The organism is Pseudooceanicola aestuariicola (assembly GCF_045763785.1).
Lineage (GTDB): Bacteria > Pseudomonadota > Alphaproteobacteria > Rhodobacterales > Rhodobacteraceae > Pseudooceanicola.
Map to the genome: position 1 here is coordinate 41,530 of NZ_JBJGSF010000004.1, position 17,888 is coordinate 59,417.

The window sequence follows — 17,888 nt, forward strand, 5'->3', positions numbered from 1 at the left end:
ATGACCGCGCTGAACTCCAATATTCCACTACCTCATAATAGGCGCAACGCGTTCGATGTGTTTGGTGCATTCTAAGATGATGCGGGTCTGCTATGGTTGAAGCGAAGGTAAGGTTCGAAGGATGAGCCCCTTTACAATAGGGCGAACAAGGAAAGGGGGTTTAGGTGTCACGCTCTGACAACGGAATTCGCGCGCTAGAGCGGGGGCTGGCCCTGCTGGAAGAATTGAACCTGCATGACAGCGCCCGTCCCACGACTCTGTCCCGCGCACTCGGCCTGCCCCGCAGTTCGGTCTACCGCATCCTAGAAACGCTTGAGGAGCAGGGGTATGTCGAACGCAGTGTGTCGAATTCCCAGTTCCGCGTCACCGATCGTGTGCGGCTGTTGGCGCGCGGGGTTACCAGCCGGACGCGTCTGGCTGCTGTAGCGGGGCCGATAATTCACAGGATGGCCACAGAGATGACCTGGCCGGTCGACGTCGCTGCGCATGAAGCCGGGGCGATGTATGTGCAGGAAACGACCAACCCGCTGTCCCCGATGGCTATGGCTCGCAGCATGATCGGTAAACCCCTTCCCATGCTGCGCACCGCGGCAGGGCGGGCGGTTCTGGCCTTCAGCACGGATGCGGAGCGTGACGCGATCCTCGCCCTTGTGCGCGCGCGCAATGACCCTGCCAATCTGCCCTATCTCGATCCGGCCTCGCTTGAGCGCATCCTCGCGGATACGAAAGAACGGGGCTACAGCACCCGGTCGGGCGAAACCGCGATCCCCGACAGCTACAGCGACCGTACCAGCAGCATCGGTGTGCCAATCATGAACGGGACGAGCGTCATAGGCTCGATCGTGGTGATCTGGATCACCCCGGCCATGCCAATTTCGGAAGGCGTCGACCGTTTCCTTGGCCTCCTGACCTCTGCCGCGCAGGATATCGGCGCGGCTCTTTAATCGACCCGAAACGCGCGAAAGGGCGGGGGGGAACTCTAAAACGCCCGCCTGGCGGACGCTTTGAGGACTCTTGTAGGATTTTGACAACCACGCCCGCACCCTGCTTCCAAAGCGACTCTGGGAGGAGGACTTTGACATGCGGCACCCGCGTCAGCAGGGGCACGGCACAACTGCGTACGGACGACAAGGTCCACGGGCATGAGCCGTCAACCGAACATCCTTTACATAATGACCGATCAGCTGCGGGCCGATTGCCTTGGCTGTTATGGCCACCCGCTGATCAAGACACCGAATATCGACCGTCTGGCCGCGCAGGGCGCGCGGTTCGACCGGTTCTATGTCGCCACCCCGGTCTGCATGCCGAACCGCGCCAGCATCATGACCAGCCGGATGCCGTCGGGCCATCGCGGCCGCTTCAATGGCATCGGCCTTGATGTCGACGAAGTGACCTTTGTCGACGTCCTGCGGGATGCGGGCTATGCGACCGCGCATTTCGGCAAGTCGCATTTGCAGAACTTCTCGACCGTTCCGGCAGGCATGCATCACGAACCGCAGGGGCGACGCCCCCTGCCGCATGATCTGCAGAGCGCCCGCCGTCGCCACGAGGGCCCGGAGTACGCGCAAGAACTGCCGACCAGCTGGGAAGACCCAGATCACCGCGTCAGGACGCCATTCTATGGCTTCGACCATGTCGATCTGGCGACCTACCACGGCGATGCGATTGGCGGTGACTATGAACGCTGGCTGCGCACGCGAGTCAACGATCTGGATGCGCTACGGGGCCCCGAGAACGGGCTGCCCCGGCCGGGCTATGAGGCGCCGCAGACCTGGTGTTCGCCACTGTCTGCCGACCAGTGGTCGACACATTACATCACCGACCGGGCTTGTGACTGGCTTTCAGGACGCGACACCCCCGATGCGCCCTTCTTTGCGAGCGTATCCTATCCGGACCCGCATCATCCCTTCGTGATCCCTGAGCCTTATTTCAGCATGTACCGGCCTGAGGACATCACCCTGCCGGACAATTTCGATTGCCGGATGCCGCTGCCTGCCAAGAACCTGCACGCGCAGTTGGCAGCCGGCACCGCCAACCGGGAACATCAGGTCGCTTTTGCAGTCACGCCAGAGGAGGCACGGGCGATCATTGCCGTTTCGCTTGGAATGATCACCTTCATCGACGACCAGATCGGGCGTCTGCTGGCTCAGCTCGAAGAGACCGGAGAGGCCGACAACACCATCGTCATCTTCAATTCCGACCACGGGGATTTCCTTGGCGACTACGGTCTGATGCTTAAGTTTGGCATCCATAATGACGGCGTCACGCGCGTGCCCTTCGTCTGGTATGATCCGCGCACCCCCGAACATGTCGGGACGGTCCGAAATGATCTTGCGTCATCACTGGACGTCGCGCCGACATTCCTGGCCGCGGCAGGGATCGATTGTTTTTCCGGCGCTCAGGGGCGGGACCTTTTCGATGCCACGCAGCCCGAACCGCAGGGTCTGCTGATCGAGGAAGAGTCGCAGCGTCCGATCCTCGGGATGGAGCATCCGCTGATCATGCGCAGCCTTGTCACGCAGGACTGGCGGCTGACGCTGTCAGCGGCGAACGACAACCACGAGATGGTCCATCTGTCCGAAGACCCGGACGAGACCAGAAACCTCTGGGACGACCCGGCACATACAGAGAACCGCCAGGCGCTGACGGAGCTTTTGGCCCTGCGCCTCATCGAATTGGCAGATCGTACACCTCTGCCAACCACGCGCGCCTGATCTCGGGGCGGAGGACCCTGAACCGAACGCGCACCACAACCGAATTGCCATCAGGGAGGATGACATGTTTCTAAGAACTCTAACTGCCGCGGCCGTACTTCTGGCCAATGCCGCATCGGCCCAAGCCGACACTACGGTCGTATTCAACAAATATTTGCCCGACCGGAACGAGATCATGCGCACCGGACTTACGCCCTGGGCTGAAGCGGTCGAGGAAAAGTCGGGCGGCTCGGTGAAAATCGAATTCACGGCGTCATCGCTGGCCCCGCCGCCGCGTCAACTGGACATGGTTCGTTCGGGTATCGCGGATGCGGCGATCAACCTATCGTCCTTCACGGCGTCTCAGTGGCTGGCTCCACTGATTGGTGAGCTGCCTCTACAGTTCGAAACGGGGACGACGGATGCGCGGTCCATCGCGCTGTGGCGCACCTATGACAAGTATTTCCGCGAGGCCGAAAAGCTGGACGGTGTGCATGTGGTGGCGCTGTGGTCGTTGACCGGGAACCACGTCTGGAACAACAAGCGGGCGGTCGAGACGTTGGCAGACGCCGAAGGTCTGAAGCTGCGCGTCAATCCGAACGGGACGGACTCCGCTGTTGCCATGGGTGGCGTTGTCGTGTCGCGCCCCGCGATCGAAAGCTATGAATTGATCACCCGCGGCGTCGTTGATGGTACGCTGCTACCGATTTCTTCGGTCGAGGGCCTAAGGCTGCTTGAAGATTTGGAATACGGCACCCTCATCGGAGATGGCATGTATCGTTCGACCGTTTCGATCCTGTTCAACGAGAATTTCTGGAACGACATGCCCGAAGAAGATCGCAAGGCGATCGAGGCGGCCAGCGGTGAATATATCGCGCGGCTGTCTGGCAAGAACCTTGAAGCTTCTGAGGTAGAGGTTCGGGCCAAGCTTGAACCAAGCGGCATCCAGATCACCGAGATGCCAGCAGAGCAGATTGCCGAGCTTAAGACCCGCACAGCCGGAGCACGGGAGAAGTGGGCCGAGAGGGTTACCGCGCTTGGCCTCGATCCCGAAGAAGTGCTGGCCTATTACCGCGAGCAGATCGCGGCGGCCGGGGAGTGATCATGGACAGGGCAGGGGGCAGCCACTGGCTGACCGCGACCCTTGACGCGATCCTGAAGGTTCTGGTGACCGCGACGCTGCTGTGCATTGCGGTCATCACCTTCATCGATGTCATCGGCCGCTATTTCCTAAGCGCGCCCGTGCCGGGTGCCTTCGAAATACAAGAGTTCGGCATGGGCATTCTGATTTTTGCCGGTCTTCCACTGGTCACACGGTCCCGCGATCATATCACTGTATCGCTGTTCGACGGAGTCTTTCAGCGCAACGCCACGTTGAACCGGATAAAGACCACGCTGGTTTATCTGGTCAGTGCCGGAATTCTCCTCTTCGTGGCCTATGCGCTCTACGTTCAAAGCATCGGGATGAAGAACTGGGGAACGTCTTCTGCTTTTCTAGAACTGCCTTACTTTCCGGTGGCCTGGTTCATGACGGCGATGAGCGTGATCGCCGGGCTCGTCATGTTCGGCTTTGCTTTTCTTTCGGTGATTGGGCGCCTCGATAACGAACTCAAAGGCGAAGGCAGGTCCATACTATGATACTCGGAGCTATTGGACTTGCCGTCCTGCTTTTGGTTGCTTTCATTGGCGTCCCGCTTGGCCTGACGATGATGATAGTCGGCTTTGGCGGTTTCGCGGTGGTTCGCGGAACCGACGCAGCCATTGCCATGGTTGGGCAGACCATCACTTCGAACAGCATGTCCTACGGGTTCATCGTAGTGCCGCTCTTCGTGCTGATGGGTAACTTTATCTTCCGGGCGGATTTGGCTCGGGACCTGTATCGTGCGTCCTACACATGGTTCGGGCGCTATCCCGGCGGTCTGGCCATGTCCACGATCGTCGCCTGCGGCGGCTTTTCGGCGGTCAGCGGGTCGTCCGTCGCCACCGCCGCGACCATGGGCAAGGTGGCCTATCCGGAAATGCGTCGTTACGGCTACAGCGCGTCGATCTCGGCCGGGACGATCGCGGCGGGGGGCACAATCGGCATCCTGATCCCGCCTTCGGTAGTATTGGTCCTTTACGGTCTGTTGATCGAAGGTGACATCGGGGCGCTTTTCATTGCCGGGATCGTCCCTGGCGTCCTGTCGGTCCTCAGTTACCTGCTACTGATTGCGCTGCTCTGCTGGATCAAACCCGACCTTGGCCCGCGCGGAGAGGTCTTTCCCATGTCCGAACGCCTTGCGTCGATCAAGGGTATCTGGCCGATCATGGTGCTGTTCCTGTTCGTCATCGGCGGCATCTACTTCGGCATCTTCACCCCGACCGAAGCGGGCGGGATCGGTGCTGTCGGCGCTCTTGGCTTCTGCTTGTTGCGCCGCCGGATGACATGGAGCGTATTCTTCGAGTCGATCTTCGAGGCGGGCAAGATGTCGGCCATGATCTTCACCGTTGCGCTTGGTGCGCTGATCTTCTCGAACTTTGTCGAAATCGCGCGCATGCCATCCGAGCTTGAGGCCTGGGTGGAGTCGATGAACCTGGCGCCAATGACCGTCATGTGGCTGATCTTGGCGATCTACCTTGTGTTGGGCTGTGTCTTCGATGGACCGGCGATGGTTCTTTTGACTGTGCCGCTCTTTGCGCCGCTGGTCGAACTGCTGGGTTTTGACCTTATCTGGTTCGGCATCGTGGTGGTCATCGTGACCGAAATTTCGATGGTCACCCCGCCGGTCGGGATCAATGCTTTCGTGATGAAAAGCGTTCTGCCCGAGGTCTCTTTGGGCGAGATCTTTAAGGGCATCGCGCCCTTCTGGGTCGCCGACATCGCGCGGCTGCTGATCATCGTCCTCTATCCGCCCGTCGTGCTGTACCTCCCGACACTGATGGGCTGACCCGCGTCGGCCGCGATCACGCGGCCGACGTTTAAAACGTTGATACGGATCTGCGTGGCGCTATCGCCGTAGCACTTCGCGACAATGGCTGAACCTAAGAACTTTGCCTTGGGCCACCGGAACAAAAGATTTCAGGTGAGCCTTCTATCGACTGGGCTAGGATCGCGGCGGTGCAGGGAAAACCATGCCATCCATAAGTTTCCGTGCAGTCCGGACGACACCGGCTTTCCGCGTGTCCCGTGAATCAAGCAAAACTTCTGCCATGCCACTGGGGTGTTCTACCCGGTGAATGTCGCCTTCAGGAGTCACGGCAATGCGCTGCGCAGGCGTTCCCTCGATCGTGGCAGCCGTCGCCACGCTTACTGCCGCGAATACACCTATCGTCGCATGACACCGATGTGGAATGAACGACCTGGTGGAGATTACGCCACCAGATAACGGTGGAGAGACAAGCGTCATTTTCGGGACGCTTTTGTCCGTCACATCGCCCAAGTTCATCAATGGACCAGCCTGAAGCCGGATATGTTCCAGCTTGGCCTTCAGCACTTCGTCTGCATCCAGTGTTTCGCGGCTTTCGGTTCCGGCGATGCCAAAGTCTCCGGCGGCCATCACCACGCAAGGCATCCCATTGTCGATCAGTGTACAATCCACTCCGTCGATGACGTCCACCGCTGACCCGGAGGGCAGCAGCGCGCCACACATAGAACCGGCAATCCCGTTGAAGAACAGCCGAACGGCCGCATGTCGCCCGGGTACACCGTCGATGGCCGTATCGCCGTCATAAGTCACCCGCCCGCCGGGTGTCGCGATATGAGCCTGTGCGATCTCTCCGGTGTTGACCATGTGGATCCGGACCACAGTCTCGTCGCCCGTGGCCTCAACAAGACCACGTTCGATCGCGGCCGGACCGACCCCTGCCAGAATATTCCCACACCCTTGCGCGTCGGACACGACGGCCCGGTCAACGAAGACCTGCAGGAAAAGGTAATCGACATCCGCATCCGCACGATCGGAGGGCGAGAGGATCGCAACCTTGGAGGTCAGCGGATCGCCACCGCCGATCCCGTCGATCTGATTGGCATCCGGAGATCCCATGATGCGCAGCAGCAAATCATCGCGGGTGGGCTGCTCCGAAGGGAGATCGGTCGCAAGGAAGTAGGCGCCCTTGGACGTCCCGCCCCGCATCCAGATACAGGGAATTCCGTTTGCGTAATCTGACATTCGAACCCTCCCATGCTGTTCCGGTCGCGTCGGATCAGATGTATTTCAATCCTTTTTCGGCCAGCCGTTCCCGCATGCCGTAGATGTCGAGCCCCAACTCGCCCGAGGCGAGCCTTTGACGCTTGGCCTCTTCCGCGGCCAGCCGCTCTTCGGCCTTTGTCAGCACATCTTCCGCAGCGGCGCGACGCACCACGCAGACACCGTCATCATCGGCGACGATAATGTCGCCGGGCTCTACATTCTGTCCTGCACAGACCACTGGGACATTCACAGACCCAATAGTTTCCTTGACGGTTCCCTGGGCGCTAATCGCCTTGGACCAGACCGGAAAACCCATTTGGGTCAGGTCCTTGATGTCCCGTACGCCCGCGTCGATCACCAAACCGCGGCAGCCTCGCGCCATGGCAGAGGTTGCAAGAAGATCGCCAAAATAGCCGTTGTCGCAGGGCGAGGTCGGCGCAAGGACAAGAATGTCCCCGTGCTTCAACTGCTCGATTGCAACATGTATCATCCAGTTGTCACCCGGTGGGGCGCTGATCGTCACGGCCGTTCCGGCGATCTGCGCGCCAGTATAGATCGGCCGCATGTAGGACTGGAAACAGCCAGTCCGGCCCTGCGCTTCATGAACGGTTGCCACGCCCGCCCGGCCCAGACCGTCAATGACTGCCGGATTGGCCCGGTCGACCTTTTGCATAACAACGCCCATGTTGGTCTCCTATTCATCTTGCCAGAAATGCTCCGGGGGAAGCCTGCAATCCCCTGCAGGCGCTTGCGTCACTTTTCGATCGGTGGGGTGCCGTGGGTGTGAAACGTCTCGATCGTTTTCAGTCCCCAAGCCTGACCCTTCTTGCGGTCTTCCTCGGTCCAACAGACGGGTTCCCAGTCAGGTGCCATGATCAACCGGGCGCCGGCATTGGCCAGCTCGACCCGGTTCCCCGCAGGTTCCCAGACATAAAGAAAGAACGTCCCCTGGATTGCGTGCTTGTGCGGACCGGTTTCGATATGGACACCATTTTCAAGAAAGATGTCGGCGGCGCGCAGGATGTCTTCGCGCTGGTCAGTCGCATAGGTCACGTGGTGGAACCGGGCGTGGCCGCCGCCATGTTCCTCGGTGCAGGCCAGATCGTAGGTCTTGTTGTTGACCGTGAACCAGCACCCGCCCAGACGACCGTTGTCCAGCTGGATGTATTCCGTCACCCGTGAGCCGAGGCACGTTTCCATGAACCGTTTGAATTCGGTCACGTCTTCGGACAGCAGGTTCAAGTGGTCGATCCGGCGTGGACTGGCGCCGCGGCCGTGGTATTTGCTGGCTAAATTCTTAAGCGCCGGGCGCGTGCTGTCGTCCAGCACGGGGCGATTGGTGTCGTAATAGATCTCGAAGACATGGCCGAACGGGTCCTCGAACCGGAATGCCCTTCCGTGACCCAGATCACCGTCGGTCCAGCCGTGGACCTTATAGCCCGACGCTTCGATCACCTTGACCCGCCGCTCCAGCGCCTCGGGAGAGGCAGCGCGATAGCCGATGTGGCCGACGCCGGTGGTGTGATGGCGGGTAAGCTTCAGCGAATGGTATTCGTAGTCATCCCAGGCCCGCAGATAGGCTGAGGTCTCATCCTGCCCCGACAGGCTTAACCCATAGACGCGTGTGAAGAAGTCCAGGCTTTCATCAAATTTGTCGGTATAGACCTCGACATGGCCCAGATGGGCGATGTCGAAGGACGGATTTGTTGGCTTTGTCATTCCGGTCTCCTCTCCGTTTCGGTCAGAGTTCGTCTACCGTGCGCGGGAAGATGGATTGGAACCCTTCGGCATATTTACAATCGCGACCACCGGATTGCCCGCCGGAGTTTCGCTTGAAATGGTTGGCGCGTTGCTGCGCGACACGTGTGTAGTATTCCCACAGGTGTTCCTGTCCCTGCATACATTCAATCGCCGCGCGCTTCTTGTCCCAGACTGGCGTGATGTCGAGGAAGGTATCCGGCTTCCATCCCATTTGCTCAGTCTGGTGCGGCTCGAAGAGGTAAAGCTGCGGCGCGCCCAGTACCTTTTCTCCGGGATTGTGGCCCCAGGCCTGCGCGATCATCCGACATTCAAGAACGGCGTTGGTCGTGTTCATGTGGTCGGTGTTGTAAGGGTCGTACTGGGAATGGGACAACATGAATGCGGGTTGGACCTTGCGGATCACATCGACAATCCGCTCCTTGTTCTCGCGGCTGAAATCCAGCGGGTAGTCACCCATGTCCAAGGTGACGAGGTCGTGGACGCCAAGCGCTTTAGCGGCAGTTTCGGCTTCGGCGTGGCGCGCATCCTTGACCTTTTGAAGGGTCATGCCCTCCTGTTTCCACAGTTTCGCGCTTTCGCCGCGCTCTCCATAGGAAAGACACAGGACGGTGACGTCATAACCCTTCTCGGCATGTAGGGCGATCGCGCCGCCACAACGCCACACAAAGTCCGCCGCATGGGCGGAAATGACAAGCGCAGTCTTATTGGACATTGGTCGTCTCCTCTCGAACCTGTGTCCGGTCATTCCATCAAGCAAGCTCTGGAACAAATCGAAAGCCTGTCTCTTGTCATAAGCTAACACTATAGTGGCTAGGTGAGGTACAATCCGGGCGAAAGGGGTCAGCCGTGTCATCTCCTGTGATTTCAAGGAACCTGCGGCATCTGCGACTCGCTGTGGCGGTGGCGGACACCGGGTCGCTGACATTGGCGGCAGGGCTGCTGAACGTGTCCCAGCCAGCGGTGACTCAGGCAATAGGAAAGCTTGAGCGGAACAGCGGCGGCGCGCTTTTCGATCGCAGCCCCCAGGGTCTGTTTTTGACCGAACGCGGGCGTATCCTGACCGATCGACTAAGACGATGTTTTGCGCTTCTGGATCCGGCGCTTGGCGATGTGTCCTCACGGTTGCGCAGAACGGCCTCGACCGCGCAGCTTCAGGCCCTGGTGGCAGTGCATGAAACCGAAAACTTCACGCTAGCAGCCCGCCAACTGGGCCTGGCACAGCCGACCGTACATCGTGCGATCACCCAGCTGGAGCAGGAGGCAGGGCGGCAATTGTTCCGGCGGACCGCGTTCGGCGTGGTGCCGTCCCGTCAGACCAGAAGTCTTGTCCAGGCGGTGATGCTGTCCTTTCGTGAATTGGATCAGGCCGAAGCCGATCTGGCGGAGCTTGACGGTGGGGAGGCGGGTCGGATCGTGATCGGCGCCCTGCCTCTTGCGCGGTCGGTCCTGTTACCCAAGGCGCTCAGCCTCTTCAGGGCGCAGCGCCCGCGCCAGCCGATCCTTGTTATCGACGGGCTTTACGACGACCTGTTGACCGGCCTGCGTCGCGGTGAAATCGATGTCATCGTAGGGGCGCTGCGTGAGCCTGCGCCAATTGGCGATATTGTGCAGGAACGGCTGTTCGACGATCATCTTACCGTCCTCGCCGGCAATCATCATCCGCTGGTCGGGCAGGGTCCCCTTGATATGAACCAGTTGCGCAATTCCGCCTGGGTGGTGCCGCGCCGCGGAACCCCGTCTCGGGACCAGTTCGACGCTTTCTTTGCCAAGGTCGGTCAGCCGGATAGCATTATCGAAGCCGGTTCCATTCTTCTCATGCGGGAAATCCTCGATATTAGCGACCATCTGGGATGTATCTCGGTCTCGCAGGCGAAGGCCGAGGTCGCTAAAGGATTGGTAAGCGAAATAAGCGTTGATGCAAGTTGGAAGCCGCGCCGGATCGGTCTGACCTACCGTGAAAGCTGGACCCCTACGGCCGCCCAGAAGCTGATGATAGACCTTATTCGCGCGGGGGCTGACGCTAAGTCTCTATAGCCTTGGCTTATGTTGGTTCGGCCCAATTGAATTGGCGTTTGGCGGGGGCCGCTGGATATTGACGATCCAGCCGGTCGATACCTGAGCATGACCGGTAAGAACGGGAGGAGCCGTCATGCAAGCCCGCATGAACACCTGGTCCGCGCGGATGCTCGGCGCCACCAAGGTGCTAACCGTGATCGGCAGCATCTGCTTGATCGGGATCGTCACGATCGTGACGGGTGGAGTGGTGATGCGGTACGTTTTTGCCGCACCGATTTTGGGCACGAATGAAATCGTTCAGCTGACCGCCGTTGCGCTGGTCATGTCGGCATTGCCTTACTGCACCATTCGTAACGAGCATGTGGCCGTCGATGTCTTTGACGCATATCTTGGGAACATTGGTCGCCTGATCGGGGATATCATTTCGCGCGGGTTGTCGGGCTTTATCTTTGCGATCCTCAGCCATCGCGCCGCACTAAAGGCGCTGGATGCCTGGGAATGGGGCGATGCGACAAACATGCTTCAGATGCCCATCTGGCCTTTCTACGCGATGATTTCAGTTGGCGCGGGGCTCTGTGTCATCGTTTTCGCGCTTCAACTTGTCTTAGCGATATTCGAAAGGGGTCGGGCATGACACCGGTTGCAACAGGTCTGGTCGGGATCGGCGTCCTTTTCGTCCTTCTTATCCTGCGCACGCCGGTTGCCTTCGCCATGCTTGGCGTCGGATTCCTTGGCTATTGGGCGCTCGAGGGCCTGCGCTCGGCCAGCGGCATGCTGCTGACCGAAAGCTATTCGGCCGTTTCCAATTATAACCTGATCGTGGTGCCAATGTTCGTCCTGCTGGGCAATATCGCGTCGGTTTCGGGGTTCTCTCGCGGTCTTTATGATGCAGCCTTCGCCTGGGTCGGCGCGTTTCGCGGCGGTCTGGCATCGGCTTCAGTTTTGGGCTGTGCGGTCTTCGCGGCAGTCTCAGGATCCTCTGTCGCCACGGCAGTCACGCTTGGCAAGGTTGCCCTGCCCGAGATGAAGCGCCTTGGGTATTCCGCCAAACTCGCCACCGGGTCGATCGCGGCGGGCGGCACGCTTGGCTTCCTGATCCCGCCGTCCACGGGCTTCGTTCTTTACGCCATCCTGACCGAGGAATCGATCGGGCGCCTGTTCATGGCGGGCATCCTGCCTGGCCTGTTGCTGACCGCACTTTTCATGGGAGCGATCTGGATCGTATCGGTCCTCGACTCCTCGGCTGGCCCCAAGGGCGAGGCCGTGCCTTTGCGAGAGAAACTCGCGCGGCTTGCCGATGCGGGACCACTTCTCGCCGTGATCGTTATCTCCATCGGAGGGATTTATGTCGGCGTCTTCACCCCGGTGGAGGCTTCAGGCATTGGCGCGGCACTCGTCATTCTTGTCGCGCTTTTGCGGCGACGCCTCACGATTGACGGGTTCAAAGAGGCTCTGCTGTCGACCCTTTCGACCTCGGCCATGCTTTACGCCATCGTCATCGGGGCCAACGTGCTGAACCCCTTCTTCGCCATTACCCGTATTCCGGCGACGTTGGGCGAGGGGCTGGGTGCACTAGGCCTTGGCGCCTATGGCACGCTGGCGGTGATCATCCTTGCCTATATCGTTCTGGGCATGTTCATGGACGGGCTGTCGATGCTCGTCATCACTGTGCCCGTCGTTTTTCCCGTCATCACCGCGCTTGGCTTCGATCCGATCTGGTTCGGTGTGGTCGCCGTGATCGTTATCGAGATGGGCATGATCACTCCGCCCGTTGGACTGAATGTTTTTGTCGTACGCGGCGTGGCAGGGGACGACGTCCCGCTGACCACCGTTTTCCGCGGTGTCTTTCCGTTTCTCGCGGCGATGATCATCGGACTGCTTTTGATCATCGCGTTTCCCGGCATCGCTTTGCTGCTGCCGAATACCATGTTCGGGTAACCCCCGTCCCAACATCCCAATCAGGAGGATAACAGGATGTTAATCAAAGCACTTACCGCCGCAGCGCTGGTTTCTAGCGCCTCTGTCGCCGTTGCCGAAGACCTGAAACTGGCCGATTTCCAGCCGCCCACCCACTTTGTACTGCCTCAGGTCTACGAACCCTTCGGGACCGCGATTTCCGAAGCCACCAACGGTGAAGTTACGATCACGACCTACATGGGCGGCGAACTGGGACCGGGTCCGGTCGAACAGTATAACCGCGTTGTCGATGGTGTGGCAGATATCGCCTTTGGCCTGCCGGGCTACACCGCATCGAACTTCCCTGTCACGCTGATGACCGAACTGCCGGGCGTCATCGACGCCGAAACCGGTACTCAGGCGGTTCAGGACAACATCGATATGCTGTCCGACGAATATCGCCGCGTCGTTCTGGTCGCACTGTGGAACAACGCACCGAACCTGCTGCTGATGGGCAGCAAGGCCGTCGACAGCATGGACGATCTGGCCGGGCTGAAGATCCGCGTGCCCTCGCGCAATGCCGGACTGGTGGTCGAAGCCTGGGGTGCAAGCCCTGTGTCGATGCCCGCACCCGAGATTTACAACGCGATGCAGACTGGCGTGATCGATGGTGCCATGATCGACGCGACCACGCTTAAGGCGTTCAAGCTGGCTGAGGTGACGAACCACATCACCATGGGCATGGATACGACGATTTCGTCTTTCTACATGATCATGAATCGCGACAGCTTTGGCGAACTGAGCGATGAGCAGCAACAGGCGGTTCTGGACGCCGGTCGTCAGGCATCGCTGGACGGCAATGCCGCATGGCTTGCCGTTGCCGAAAAGGCCTTGGCCGATTTCGAGGCGACTGATGGCAAAGAGGTGATCACACTGTCCGACGAAGAAGCGGCCAAGTTCAACGAGGCCTCTGGCCCGGTCGTTGAAAAGATTATCGCGGATGCAGGTCCGAAGGCGGCAGCCTATGTCGAGGCGCTGAAATCCGAATAAGCATCGGATCGTGAATCGAATTGACCCGTCCGGTTCTCCGGGCGGGTCTTCTTATGCCCTGACCGCAAAGGGGCCGTGGTCACGCATCGGTATCGGTGAACGGCAGTTTTGAGTTGAGCAGGATTTCGGTTGTCGTCTGAAGATGATCTTGCATGTGCTTTGCCGCTGAAACGGCATCGCGGGCTAGGGCGGCGTTTGCAATGGCATCATGTTCTGCGGTGACGTTGCGGTGCGTCTCATCACCCGGGGCAGACAGTCGGCGATATCGCTCTGACTGGATATAAAGCTGTTGGCGCAGTCGCTGCCACCAGATGTTCTGGCAGGCTGATGTCAGTTCTTCGTGGAACTGATAGTGCAGCGCATGCCATTGCTGCGCATTAGGCGATGAAGGCGCATTGATGACATCCTCAAGCGCTCGCAGTCGGTGCTGCAGGGACAGGACCCGGCCCTCCCAATCAAGATCTCCGTTTTCGATGGAATCCGCGAGGCAGCGGCACTCGATATCAATGCGGACATCAGTCAGATCCTGAAGTTCCTTGCGCGAAATCGGTGCGACAATGAACCCACGTTGAGGTTGGGCCAGAACGAGGCCTTCGGCGGTCAGGCGTGACAGCGCTTCGCGTACCGCGCCGCTGCTGGCGTCAAGCGTCTTGCCCAACTGGTCGATGCGAAGCTTTTCGCCGGGAAGATAGCGGGCGCAGACAATGTCGTCGCGCAACATGTCGCAGGTTCGCTCTGTGCGGCTTTTATGAACGACCTGTTGATCCATGAGGTGCACCCGGCGTGGCAATTGACTGCAGGGTAGAATATATATTTTCGCCCAAGGAACTGCAATCCCGTAGGATAAGATTCGATAAAGTTTGCAATCCCAAAGTCCGAATTGTTCGCAGGGCGAACGACTAGGGCGCCGCGCGACGGCGTACCAGCATCAACTTTTTCGTCGTGTTGGCATCAACGACCAGCCGAACCCTTTTTCCACCGCGCCCCAAATGCCGTTGCGCGAATAGATCATCACCAGAATGACAACGATGCCGAGGACGATCAGGTACACGACACCATAATCGACCAGTAGTTCACGCAGAATGAAATAAGTAATGGTTCCGACGATGGCGCCTTCGATCCGACCAATGCCGCCGATGACAACCATGAAAATCACGATCACGGTCCAATCGTTGAGCGAGAACCCGGAGTCCGGCGAGACGCGGAGCTTTTGCAGAAAGATCACCGAACCGACAACGCCGGAACAGGCCGCGACACCGACGTAGGTCCAGAACCGGGTCCACCATATATCGACGCCAAGCGATGCTGCCGCTACCGGATTGTCCCGCAAAGACATTAGTGCCAGTCCGGCCTTCGACCGGATCAGCGCATAGGACAGGCCCAGGACGCCCATGCCGATCCCGACGAGCAGCCAATAGATCAGCGCCTCACGCGCGTCCCGGCCCGACGCGATAGATTTGACTGCCGCCGCCGGAAGCGACATGCCCGCCCCCGCGCCAAGCGAAGGGATCGCGGCAAAAACCAGCGCGACGGTCTCGGCTGCCACCCATGTCCCGATCGAGAAATAGGCTCCTTCCAGACGGAAAAGGAGCGGGGCAAAAATCGCCCCTACGAGGCCTGCAGATACGAAGGCAAAGGGGATCGCCATCAATGGCGGCAACCCCAGCCAGATGACGCAGATGAAAAGGGCATAGCCCCCCAGCCCGACAAATGCCTGCTGCCCGACCGAGACGAGGCCAGCGTAGCCCGCCAGCAGATTCCATAGCACAGCGAGCGCAAGGTAGCTCATGATCTCGCCGATCAGTCGCAGGTCGGAGCGTCCGGCCCAGTAGGGGGCAGAGGCAAGAGCGGCCGTCACGACAATCAGCCCGATGAGAACGCGAAGAGCAGAAGTCGACATTGGTCAGTCCATCCTTGGAAATAGGCCGCGGGGCCGGATCGCAAGCACGATGAAGAACACGATGTGTCCTGCGAGGATCTGGAACGAAGGAGAGATCTGCGCACCGAGGGTTTGGGCCACGCCAAGCACGACCCCCCCGGCAAGCGTTCCCCAGAGATTGCCGAGCCCGCCGATGATGACGGCCTCGAACCCGTAGATGAGGCGCGCAGGGCCGGAGAATGGATCGAAGTTCGACCGCGCGGCCAGCAGGACCCCAGCCACGGCGATCACCGCAAAGCAGAGCGCCATGGCCAGCGCAAAGACATGGCGGGTGCTGACCCCGATGCTGCGGGCCATTTCGGGATCGTCCGATGTCGCGCGGAATGCGCGCCCCAATCGGGTGCGGAACGACAACCATTCAAGAGCCGCAATCAGCGCGACCGCCACGCCGAAGGTCAGTAGCGGCAAGACGCCTAAGTTCAGTCCGCCGACCTCGATGCTCGCCACTTCTATCGGACCGGCGCTCAGCCGCTGCGCATCCGTTGAGAAAAAGGTCAAAAGCGTGTTCTGGATTATGATGGCAAGCCCGAAGGTGATCAGGATCGGGGGCAGAATGTTTTCTCCCAATGTCCGGTTCAGCAGAGCTTTTTGGATCAGGTACCCGATACCTGCCATGACAGGTACGACGATGATCAACGACAGGAATGGATGCAGCCCAAGCGTCTGAGTCACGATCAGGGCAACGTAGGCGCCCAGCACGATGAAATCCCCATGCGCGATATTGACCAGTCGCATGACTCCGAAGATCAGTGACAGACCAGTGGCGAACAGGGCGTAAAGACCGCCCAGAAGGATGCCCTGAACGACAGCGTCGACGATGTTCATCGGCTATTCTCCAAAATAAGCAGTTATCAGGTCGGCCTTGCTGAATGCGTTGGCCGCACCGCTCAGCACGACACGGCCTTCCCGCAGGCAGACAAGGTTCTGGGCGAGATTACGCACCCGTTCGACATCCTGTTCGACGACGATGGCCGAAATGCCGGTCTCGAGAATCGCGGGCAGGGCGGCATAAACGTCGTTCACCACAATCGGCGCAAGACCGAGAGAGATTTCGTCCAACAGCATGACTTCGGGGTTGGCGACCAGCGCGCGCCCGATTGCGACCATCTGCTGCTGTCCGCCAGAAAGGGAAGTCGCAGGAGCATGACGCTTTTCTCCAAGAATAGGGAAAAGGTCATAGACTTTTTCTCGGGTCCATTCGCCCGAACGTCCATGTTCGGCCGAAAGCATAAGGTTTTCATCGACCGACAGCGATCGGAACAGCCTACGCCCTTCAGGCACCATTACGATGCCCATCGGAGGCAAGGCTTCGGTCGGCAGGGCGCCGATTGGTTTCCCCTTGAAGTGGACCATCTCTGTTTCGCGCGGCAAAAGCCCAAGGATCGCCTTGAACAGGGTCGACTTGCCTGCGCCATTCGCCCCGACCAGACCCAGAACGGTGCCCGCGGGCAGGGCAAGATCAACGTCGAAGAGCGCTTGGAAATCGCCATATCCGGACGACATTTTGCTGACGGACAGGATCGGGTCAGACATGGGCGGCCTCCTGCGGTTCGTCCGCGTCGGGGCCAAGGTAAACCGCTGCGACTTTGGGGTTCTTCATCACCTCGTCAGCAGGGCCGGTGGCGATGACCTCTCCGAAATCCAGCACGATCACCTCGTCCACCACCGACAGCAGCGCGTGCAGCACGTGTTCGATCCACACGATGGTGACGCCTGAGGCATGGATTTCCTTGATCAGCGCGATCAGCTGGCGGCACTCGGCCTCGGTCAGCCCGCCAGCGATCTCGTCCAGCAGCAGGATCTTGGGATCCGTCGCAAGGGCGCGGGCCAGTTCCAGTCTCTTGCGGTCCAGCAACGTCAGCGATCCGGCCAGCACGTCCGCCTTATGCGCCATGCCACAGCGCGCCAGCGCCTCGTTCGCCGGCTCTCGGGCGGTGGCCTCGCGGATTCCGCGTCCGAAGGCAGCGGCTACCAATACGTTTTCGAATGTCGTCAACCCGGAAAACGGCTGGGGCACCTGAAACGACCGGGCGATCCCCATATGACAACGCTGCCGCGAGTCGATGGCCGATATATCCCGCCCGAACATCGTGACGCTTCCGGCATTTGGCCTGAGCGTTCCTGTGATCAGATTGAACAGTGTGGTTTTGCCCGCCCCGTTCGGCCCGATTATTCCAACTGCCGCCCCCTCTGCGACTGTCAGCGAAACGTCCTTTGTCACGACAAGCGAGCCAAAGGATTTCGATAGGCCGGACAACTCCAGCGCTACCCCAGCTTCGGACATGACCTCCTCCGTCTCAATGCCTCTGCGTCCGGCGACGATAGGGACAATATGCACCTTCCACAAGGAAATATATTTTTTGT

At 59.7% G+C, this 17,888-nt stretch carries 18 protein-coding genes; 9 read left to right on the forward strand and 9 right to left on the reverse strand.

Features of this window, described 5'->3' with window-relative positions:
* The first annotated feature begins 164 nt into the window (after window positions 1-164).
* The 5 genes from ACI3GR_RS15095 to ACI3GR_RS15115 all read left to right on the forward strand — a co-directional run bounded on the left by ACI3GR_RS15095 (window position 165) and on the right by ACI3GR_RS15115 (window position 5,620).
* The gene (locus ACI3GR_RS15095) at window positions 165-944 is read left to right on the forward strand and encodes a helix-turn-helix domain-containing protein (protein WP_407495663.1); all 780 of its coding nucleotides are present in this window, start codon (window positions 165-167) and stop codon (window positions 942-944) included.
* 198 nt (window positions 945-1,142) lie between these two features.
* Window positions 1,143-2,714, forward strand: a complete 1,572-nt coding sequence (locus ACI3GR_RS15100; RefSeq protein ID WP_407495664.1) for a sulfatase family protein — start codon at window positions 1,143-1,145, stop codon at window positions 2,712-2,714.
* 64 nt (window positions 2,715-2,778) lie between these two features.
* On the forward strand, window positions 2,779-3,795 hold the full coding sequence (gene dctP, locus ACI3GR_RS15105; protein WP_407495666.1) for a TRAP transporter substrate-binding protein DctP: 1,017 nt from the start codon (window positions 2,779-2,781) through the stop codon (window positions 3,793-3,795).
* 2 nt (window positions 3,796-3,797) lie between these two features.
* Window positions 3,798-4,331, forward strand: coding sequence for a TRAP transporter small permease (locus tag ACI3GR_RS15110; protein ID WP_407495668.1), 534 nt, complete (start codon window positions 3,798-3,800; stop codon window positions 4,329-4,331).
* Complete coding sequence (locus ACI3GR_RS15115; protein ID WP_407495669.1) at window positions 4,328-5,620, forward strand: TRAP transporter large permease; 1,293 nt, start codon at window positions 4,328-4,330, stop codon at window positions 5,618-5,620. The genes ACI3GR_RS15110 and ACI3GR_RS15115 overlap by 4 nt, the downstream gene beginning before the upstream one ends.
* Window positions 5,621-5,776: 156 nt before the next feature.
* On the opposite strand, the gene ACI3GR_RS15120 is transcribed toward ACI3GR_RS15115, so the two are convergent.
* The 4 genes from ACI3GR_RS15120 to ACI3GR_RS15135 all read right to left on the reverse strand — a co-directional run bounded on the left by ACI3GR_RS15120 (window position 5,777) and on the right by ACI3GR_RS15135 (window position 9,335).
* Entirely contained in the window at window positions 5,777-6,841 is a 1,065-nt protein-coding gene (locus tag ACI3GR_RS15120) for a 4-oxalomesaconate tautomerase (protein WP_407495671.1), read from the reverse strand.
* A gap of 34 nt (window positions 6,842-6,875) precedes the next feature.
* Window positions 6,876-7,547, reverse strand: a complete 672-nt coding sequence (locus tag ACI3GR_RS15125; RefSeq protein WP_407495673.1) for a 4-carboxy-4-hydroxy-2-oxoadipate aldolase/oxaloacetate decarboxylase — start codon at window positions 7,545-7,547, stop codon at window positions 6,876-6,878.
* Between the two features lie 68 nt (window positions 7,548-7,615).
* Entirely contained in the window at window positions 7,616-8,581 is a 966-nt protein-coding gene (locus ACI3GR_RS15130; RefSeq protein WP_407495675.1) for a VOC family protein, read from the reverse strand.
* A 22-nt stretch (window positions 8,582-8,603) separates the two neighbouring features.
* Complete coding sequence (locus ACI3GR_RS15135; RefSeq protein WP_407495676.1) at window positions 8,604-9,335, reverse strand: PIG-L deacetylase family protein; 732 nt, start codon at window positions 9,333-9,335, stop codon at window positions 8,604-8,606.
* A gap of 134 nt (window positions 9,336-9,469) precedes the next feature.
* Here ACI3GR_RS15135 and ACI3GR_RS15140 point away from each other — a divergent pair, with 134 nt between their 5' ends.
* The 4 genes from ACI3GR_RS15140 to ACI3GR_RS15155 all read left to right on the forward strand — a co-directional run bounded on the left by ACI3GR_RS15140 (window position 9,470) and on the right by ACI3GR_RS15155 (window position 13,585).
* Window positions 9,470-10,657 (forward strand): LysR family transcriptional regulator, encoded by a 1,188-nt coding sequence (locus ACI3GR_RS15140; protein ID WP_407495677.1) that lies wholly within the window; start codon window positions 9,470-9,472, stop codon window positions 10,655-10,657.
* A gap of 115 nt (window positions 10,658-10,772) precedes the next feature.
* Window positions 10,773-11,273 (forward strand): TRAP transporter small permease, encoded by a 501-nt coding sequence (locus ACI3GR_RS15145; RefSeq protein WP_407495678.1) that lies wholly within the window; start codon window positions 10,773-10,775, stop codon window positions 11,271-11,273.
* Window positions 11,270-12,577: a TRAP transporter large permease gene (locus ACI3GR_RS15150; RefSeq protein WP_407495680.1), complete on the forward strand. Its 1,308-nt coding sequence runs from the start codon at window positions 11,270-11,272 to the stop codon at window positions 12,575-12,577. Before ACI3GR_RS15145 ends, ACI3GR_RS15150 begins: the two co-directional genes overlap by 4 nt.
* Before the next feature lie 36 nt (window positions 12,578-12,613).
* Window positions 12,614-13,585 carry a TRAP transporter substrate-binding protein gene (locus tag ACI3GR_RS15155; protein ID WP_407495681.1) on the forward strand — a complete coding sequence of 324 codons (972 nt, stop codon included), beginning with the start codon at window positions 12,614-12,616 and terminating at the stop codon, window positions 13,583-13,585.
* Between the two features lie 79 nt (window positions 13,586-13,664).
* Here the strand turns inward: ACI3GR_RS15155 and ACI3GR_RS15160 are convergent, their stop codons facing one another.
* The 5 genes from ACI3GR_RS15160 to ACI3GR_RS15180 all read right to left on the reverse strand — a co-directional run bounded on the left by ACI3GR_RS15160 (window position 13,665) and on the right by ACI3GR_RS15180 (window position 17,808).
* A complete protein-coding gene (locus ACI3GR_RS15160) occupies window positions 13,665-14,354 on the reverse strand; it encodes a GntR family transcriptional regulator (protein ID WP_407495683.1) in 690 nt (229 codons plus the stop codon).
* A 159-nt stretch (window positions 14,355-14,513) separates the two neighbouring features.
* On the reverse strand, window positions 14,514-15,485 hold the full coding sequence (locus ACI3GR_RS15165) for a branched-chain amino acid ABC transporter permease (protein ID WP_407495684.1): 972 nt from the start codon (window positions 15,483-15,485) through the stop codon (window positions 14,514-14,516).
* Window positions 15,486-15,488: 3 nt separating this feature from the next.
* A complete protein-coding gene (locus ACI3GR_RS15170; protein ID WP_407495686.1) occupies window positions 15,489-16,349 on the reverse strand; it encodes a branched-chain amino acid ABC transporter permease in 861 nt (286 codons plus the stop codon).
* 3 nt (window positions 16,350-16,352) lie between these two features.
* Window positions 16,353-17,057 (reverse strand): ABC transporter ATP-binding protein, encoded by a 705-nt coding sequence (locus tag ACI3GR_RS15175; RefSeq protein ID WP_407495687.1) that lies wholly within the window; start codon window positions 17,055-17,057, stop codon window positions 16,353-16,355.
* Window positions 17,050-17,808 (reverse strand): ABC transporter ATP-binding protein, encoded by a 759-nt coding sequence (locus ACI3GR_RS15180; RefSeq protein ID WP_407495689.1) that lies wholly within the window; start codon window positions 17,806-17,808, stop codon window positions 17,050-17,052. The genes ACI3GR_RS15175 and ACI3GR_RS15180 overlap by 8 nt, the downstream gene beginning before the upstream one ends.
* Between the last annotated feature and the right edge of the window lie 80 nt (window positions 17,809-17,888).

What these genes read in the sequence shown, in the direction of transcription:
- ACI3GR_RS15130 (WP_407495675.1), bottom strand. Translation starts at nt 8,581, where the DNA reads ATGACAAAGCCAACAAATCCGTCCTTCGACATCGCCCATCTGGGCCAT.
- dctP (WP_407495666.1), top strand. Translation starts at nt 2,779, where the DNA reads ATGTTTCTAAGAACTCTAACTGCCGCGGCCGTACTTCTGGCCAATGCC.
- ACI3GR_RS15135 (WP_407495676.1), bottom strand. Translation starts at nt 9,335, where the DNA reads ATGTCCAATAAGACTGCGCTTGTCATTTCCGCCCATGCGGCGGACTTT.
- ACI3GR_RS15150 (WP_407495680.1), top strand. Translation starts at nt 11,270, where the DNA reads ATGACACCGGTTGCAACAGGTCTGGTCGGGATCGGCGTCCTTTTCGTC.
- ACI3GR_RS15155 (WP_407495681.1), top strand. Translation starts at nt 12,614, where the DNA reads ATGTTAATCAAAGCACTTACCGCCGCAGCGCTGGTTTCTAGCGCCTCT.
- ACI3GR_RS15175 (WP_407495687.1), bottom strand. Translation starts at nt 17,057, where the DNA reads ATGTCTGACCCGATCCTGTCCGTCAGCAAAATGTCGTCCGGATATGGC.
- ACI3GR_RS15165 (WP_407495684.1), bottom strand. Translation starts at nt 15,485, where the DNA reads ATGTCGACTTCTGCTCTTCGCGTTCTCATCGGGCTGATTGTCGTGACG.
- ACI3GR_RS15160 (WP_407495683.1), bottom strand. Translation starts at nt 14,354, where the DNA reads ATGGATCAACAGGTCGTTCATAAAAGCCGCACAGAGCGAACCTGCGAC.
- ACI3GR_RS15100 (WP_407495664.1), top strand. Translation starts at nt 1,143, where the DNA reads ATGAGCCGTCAACCGAACATCCTTTACATAATGACCGATCAGCTGCGG.
- ACI3GR_RS15125 (WP_407495673.1), bottom strand. Translation starts at nt 7,547, where the DNA reads ATGGGCGTTGTTATGCAAAAGGTCGACCGGGCCAATCCGGCAGTCATT.
- ACI3GR_RS15120 (WP_407495671.1), bottom strand. Translation starts at nt 6,841, where the DNA reads ATGTCAGATTACGCAAACGGAATTCCCTGTATCTGGATGCGGGGCGGG.
- ACI3GR_RS15110 (WP_407495668.1), top strand. Translation starts at nt 3,798, where the DNA reads ATGGACAGGGCAGGGGGCAGCCACTGGCTGACCGCGACCCTTGACGCG.
- ACI3GR_RS15180 (WP_407495689.1), bottom strand. Translation starts at nt 17,808, where the DNA reads ATGTCCGAAGCTGGGGTAGCGCTGGAGTTGTCCGGCCTATCGAAATCC.
- ACI3GR_RS15115 (WP_407495669.1), top strand. Translation starts at nt 4,328, where the DNA reads ATGATACTCGGAGCTATTGGACTTGCCGTCCTGCTTTTGGTTGCTTTC.
- ACI3GR_RS15145 (WP_407495678.1), top strand. Translation starts at nt 10,773, where the DNA reads ATGCAAGCCCGCATGAACACCTGGTCCGCGCGGATGCTCGGCGCCACC.
- ACI3GR_RS15170 (WP_407495686.1), bottom strand. Translation starts at nt 16,349, where the DNA reads ATGAACATCGTCGACGCTGTCGTTCAGGGCATCCTTCTGGGCGGTCTT.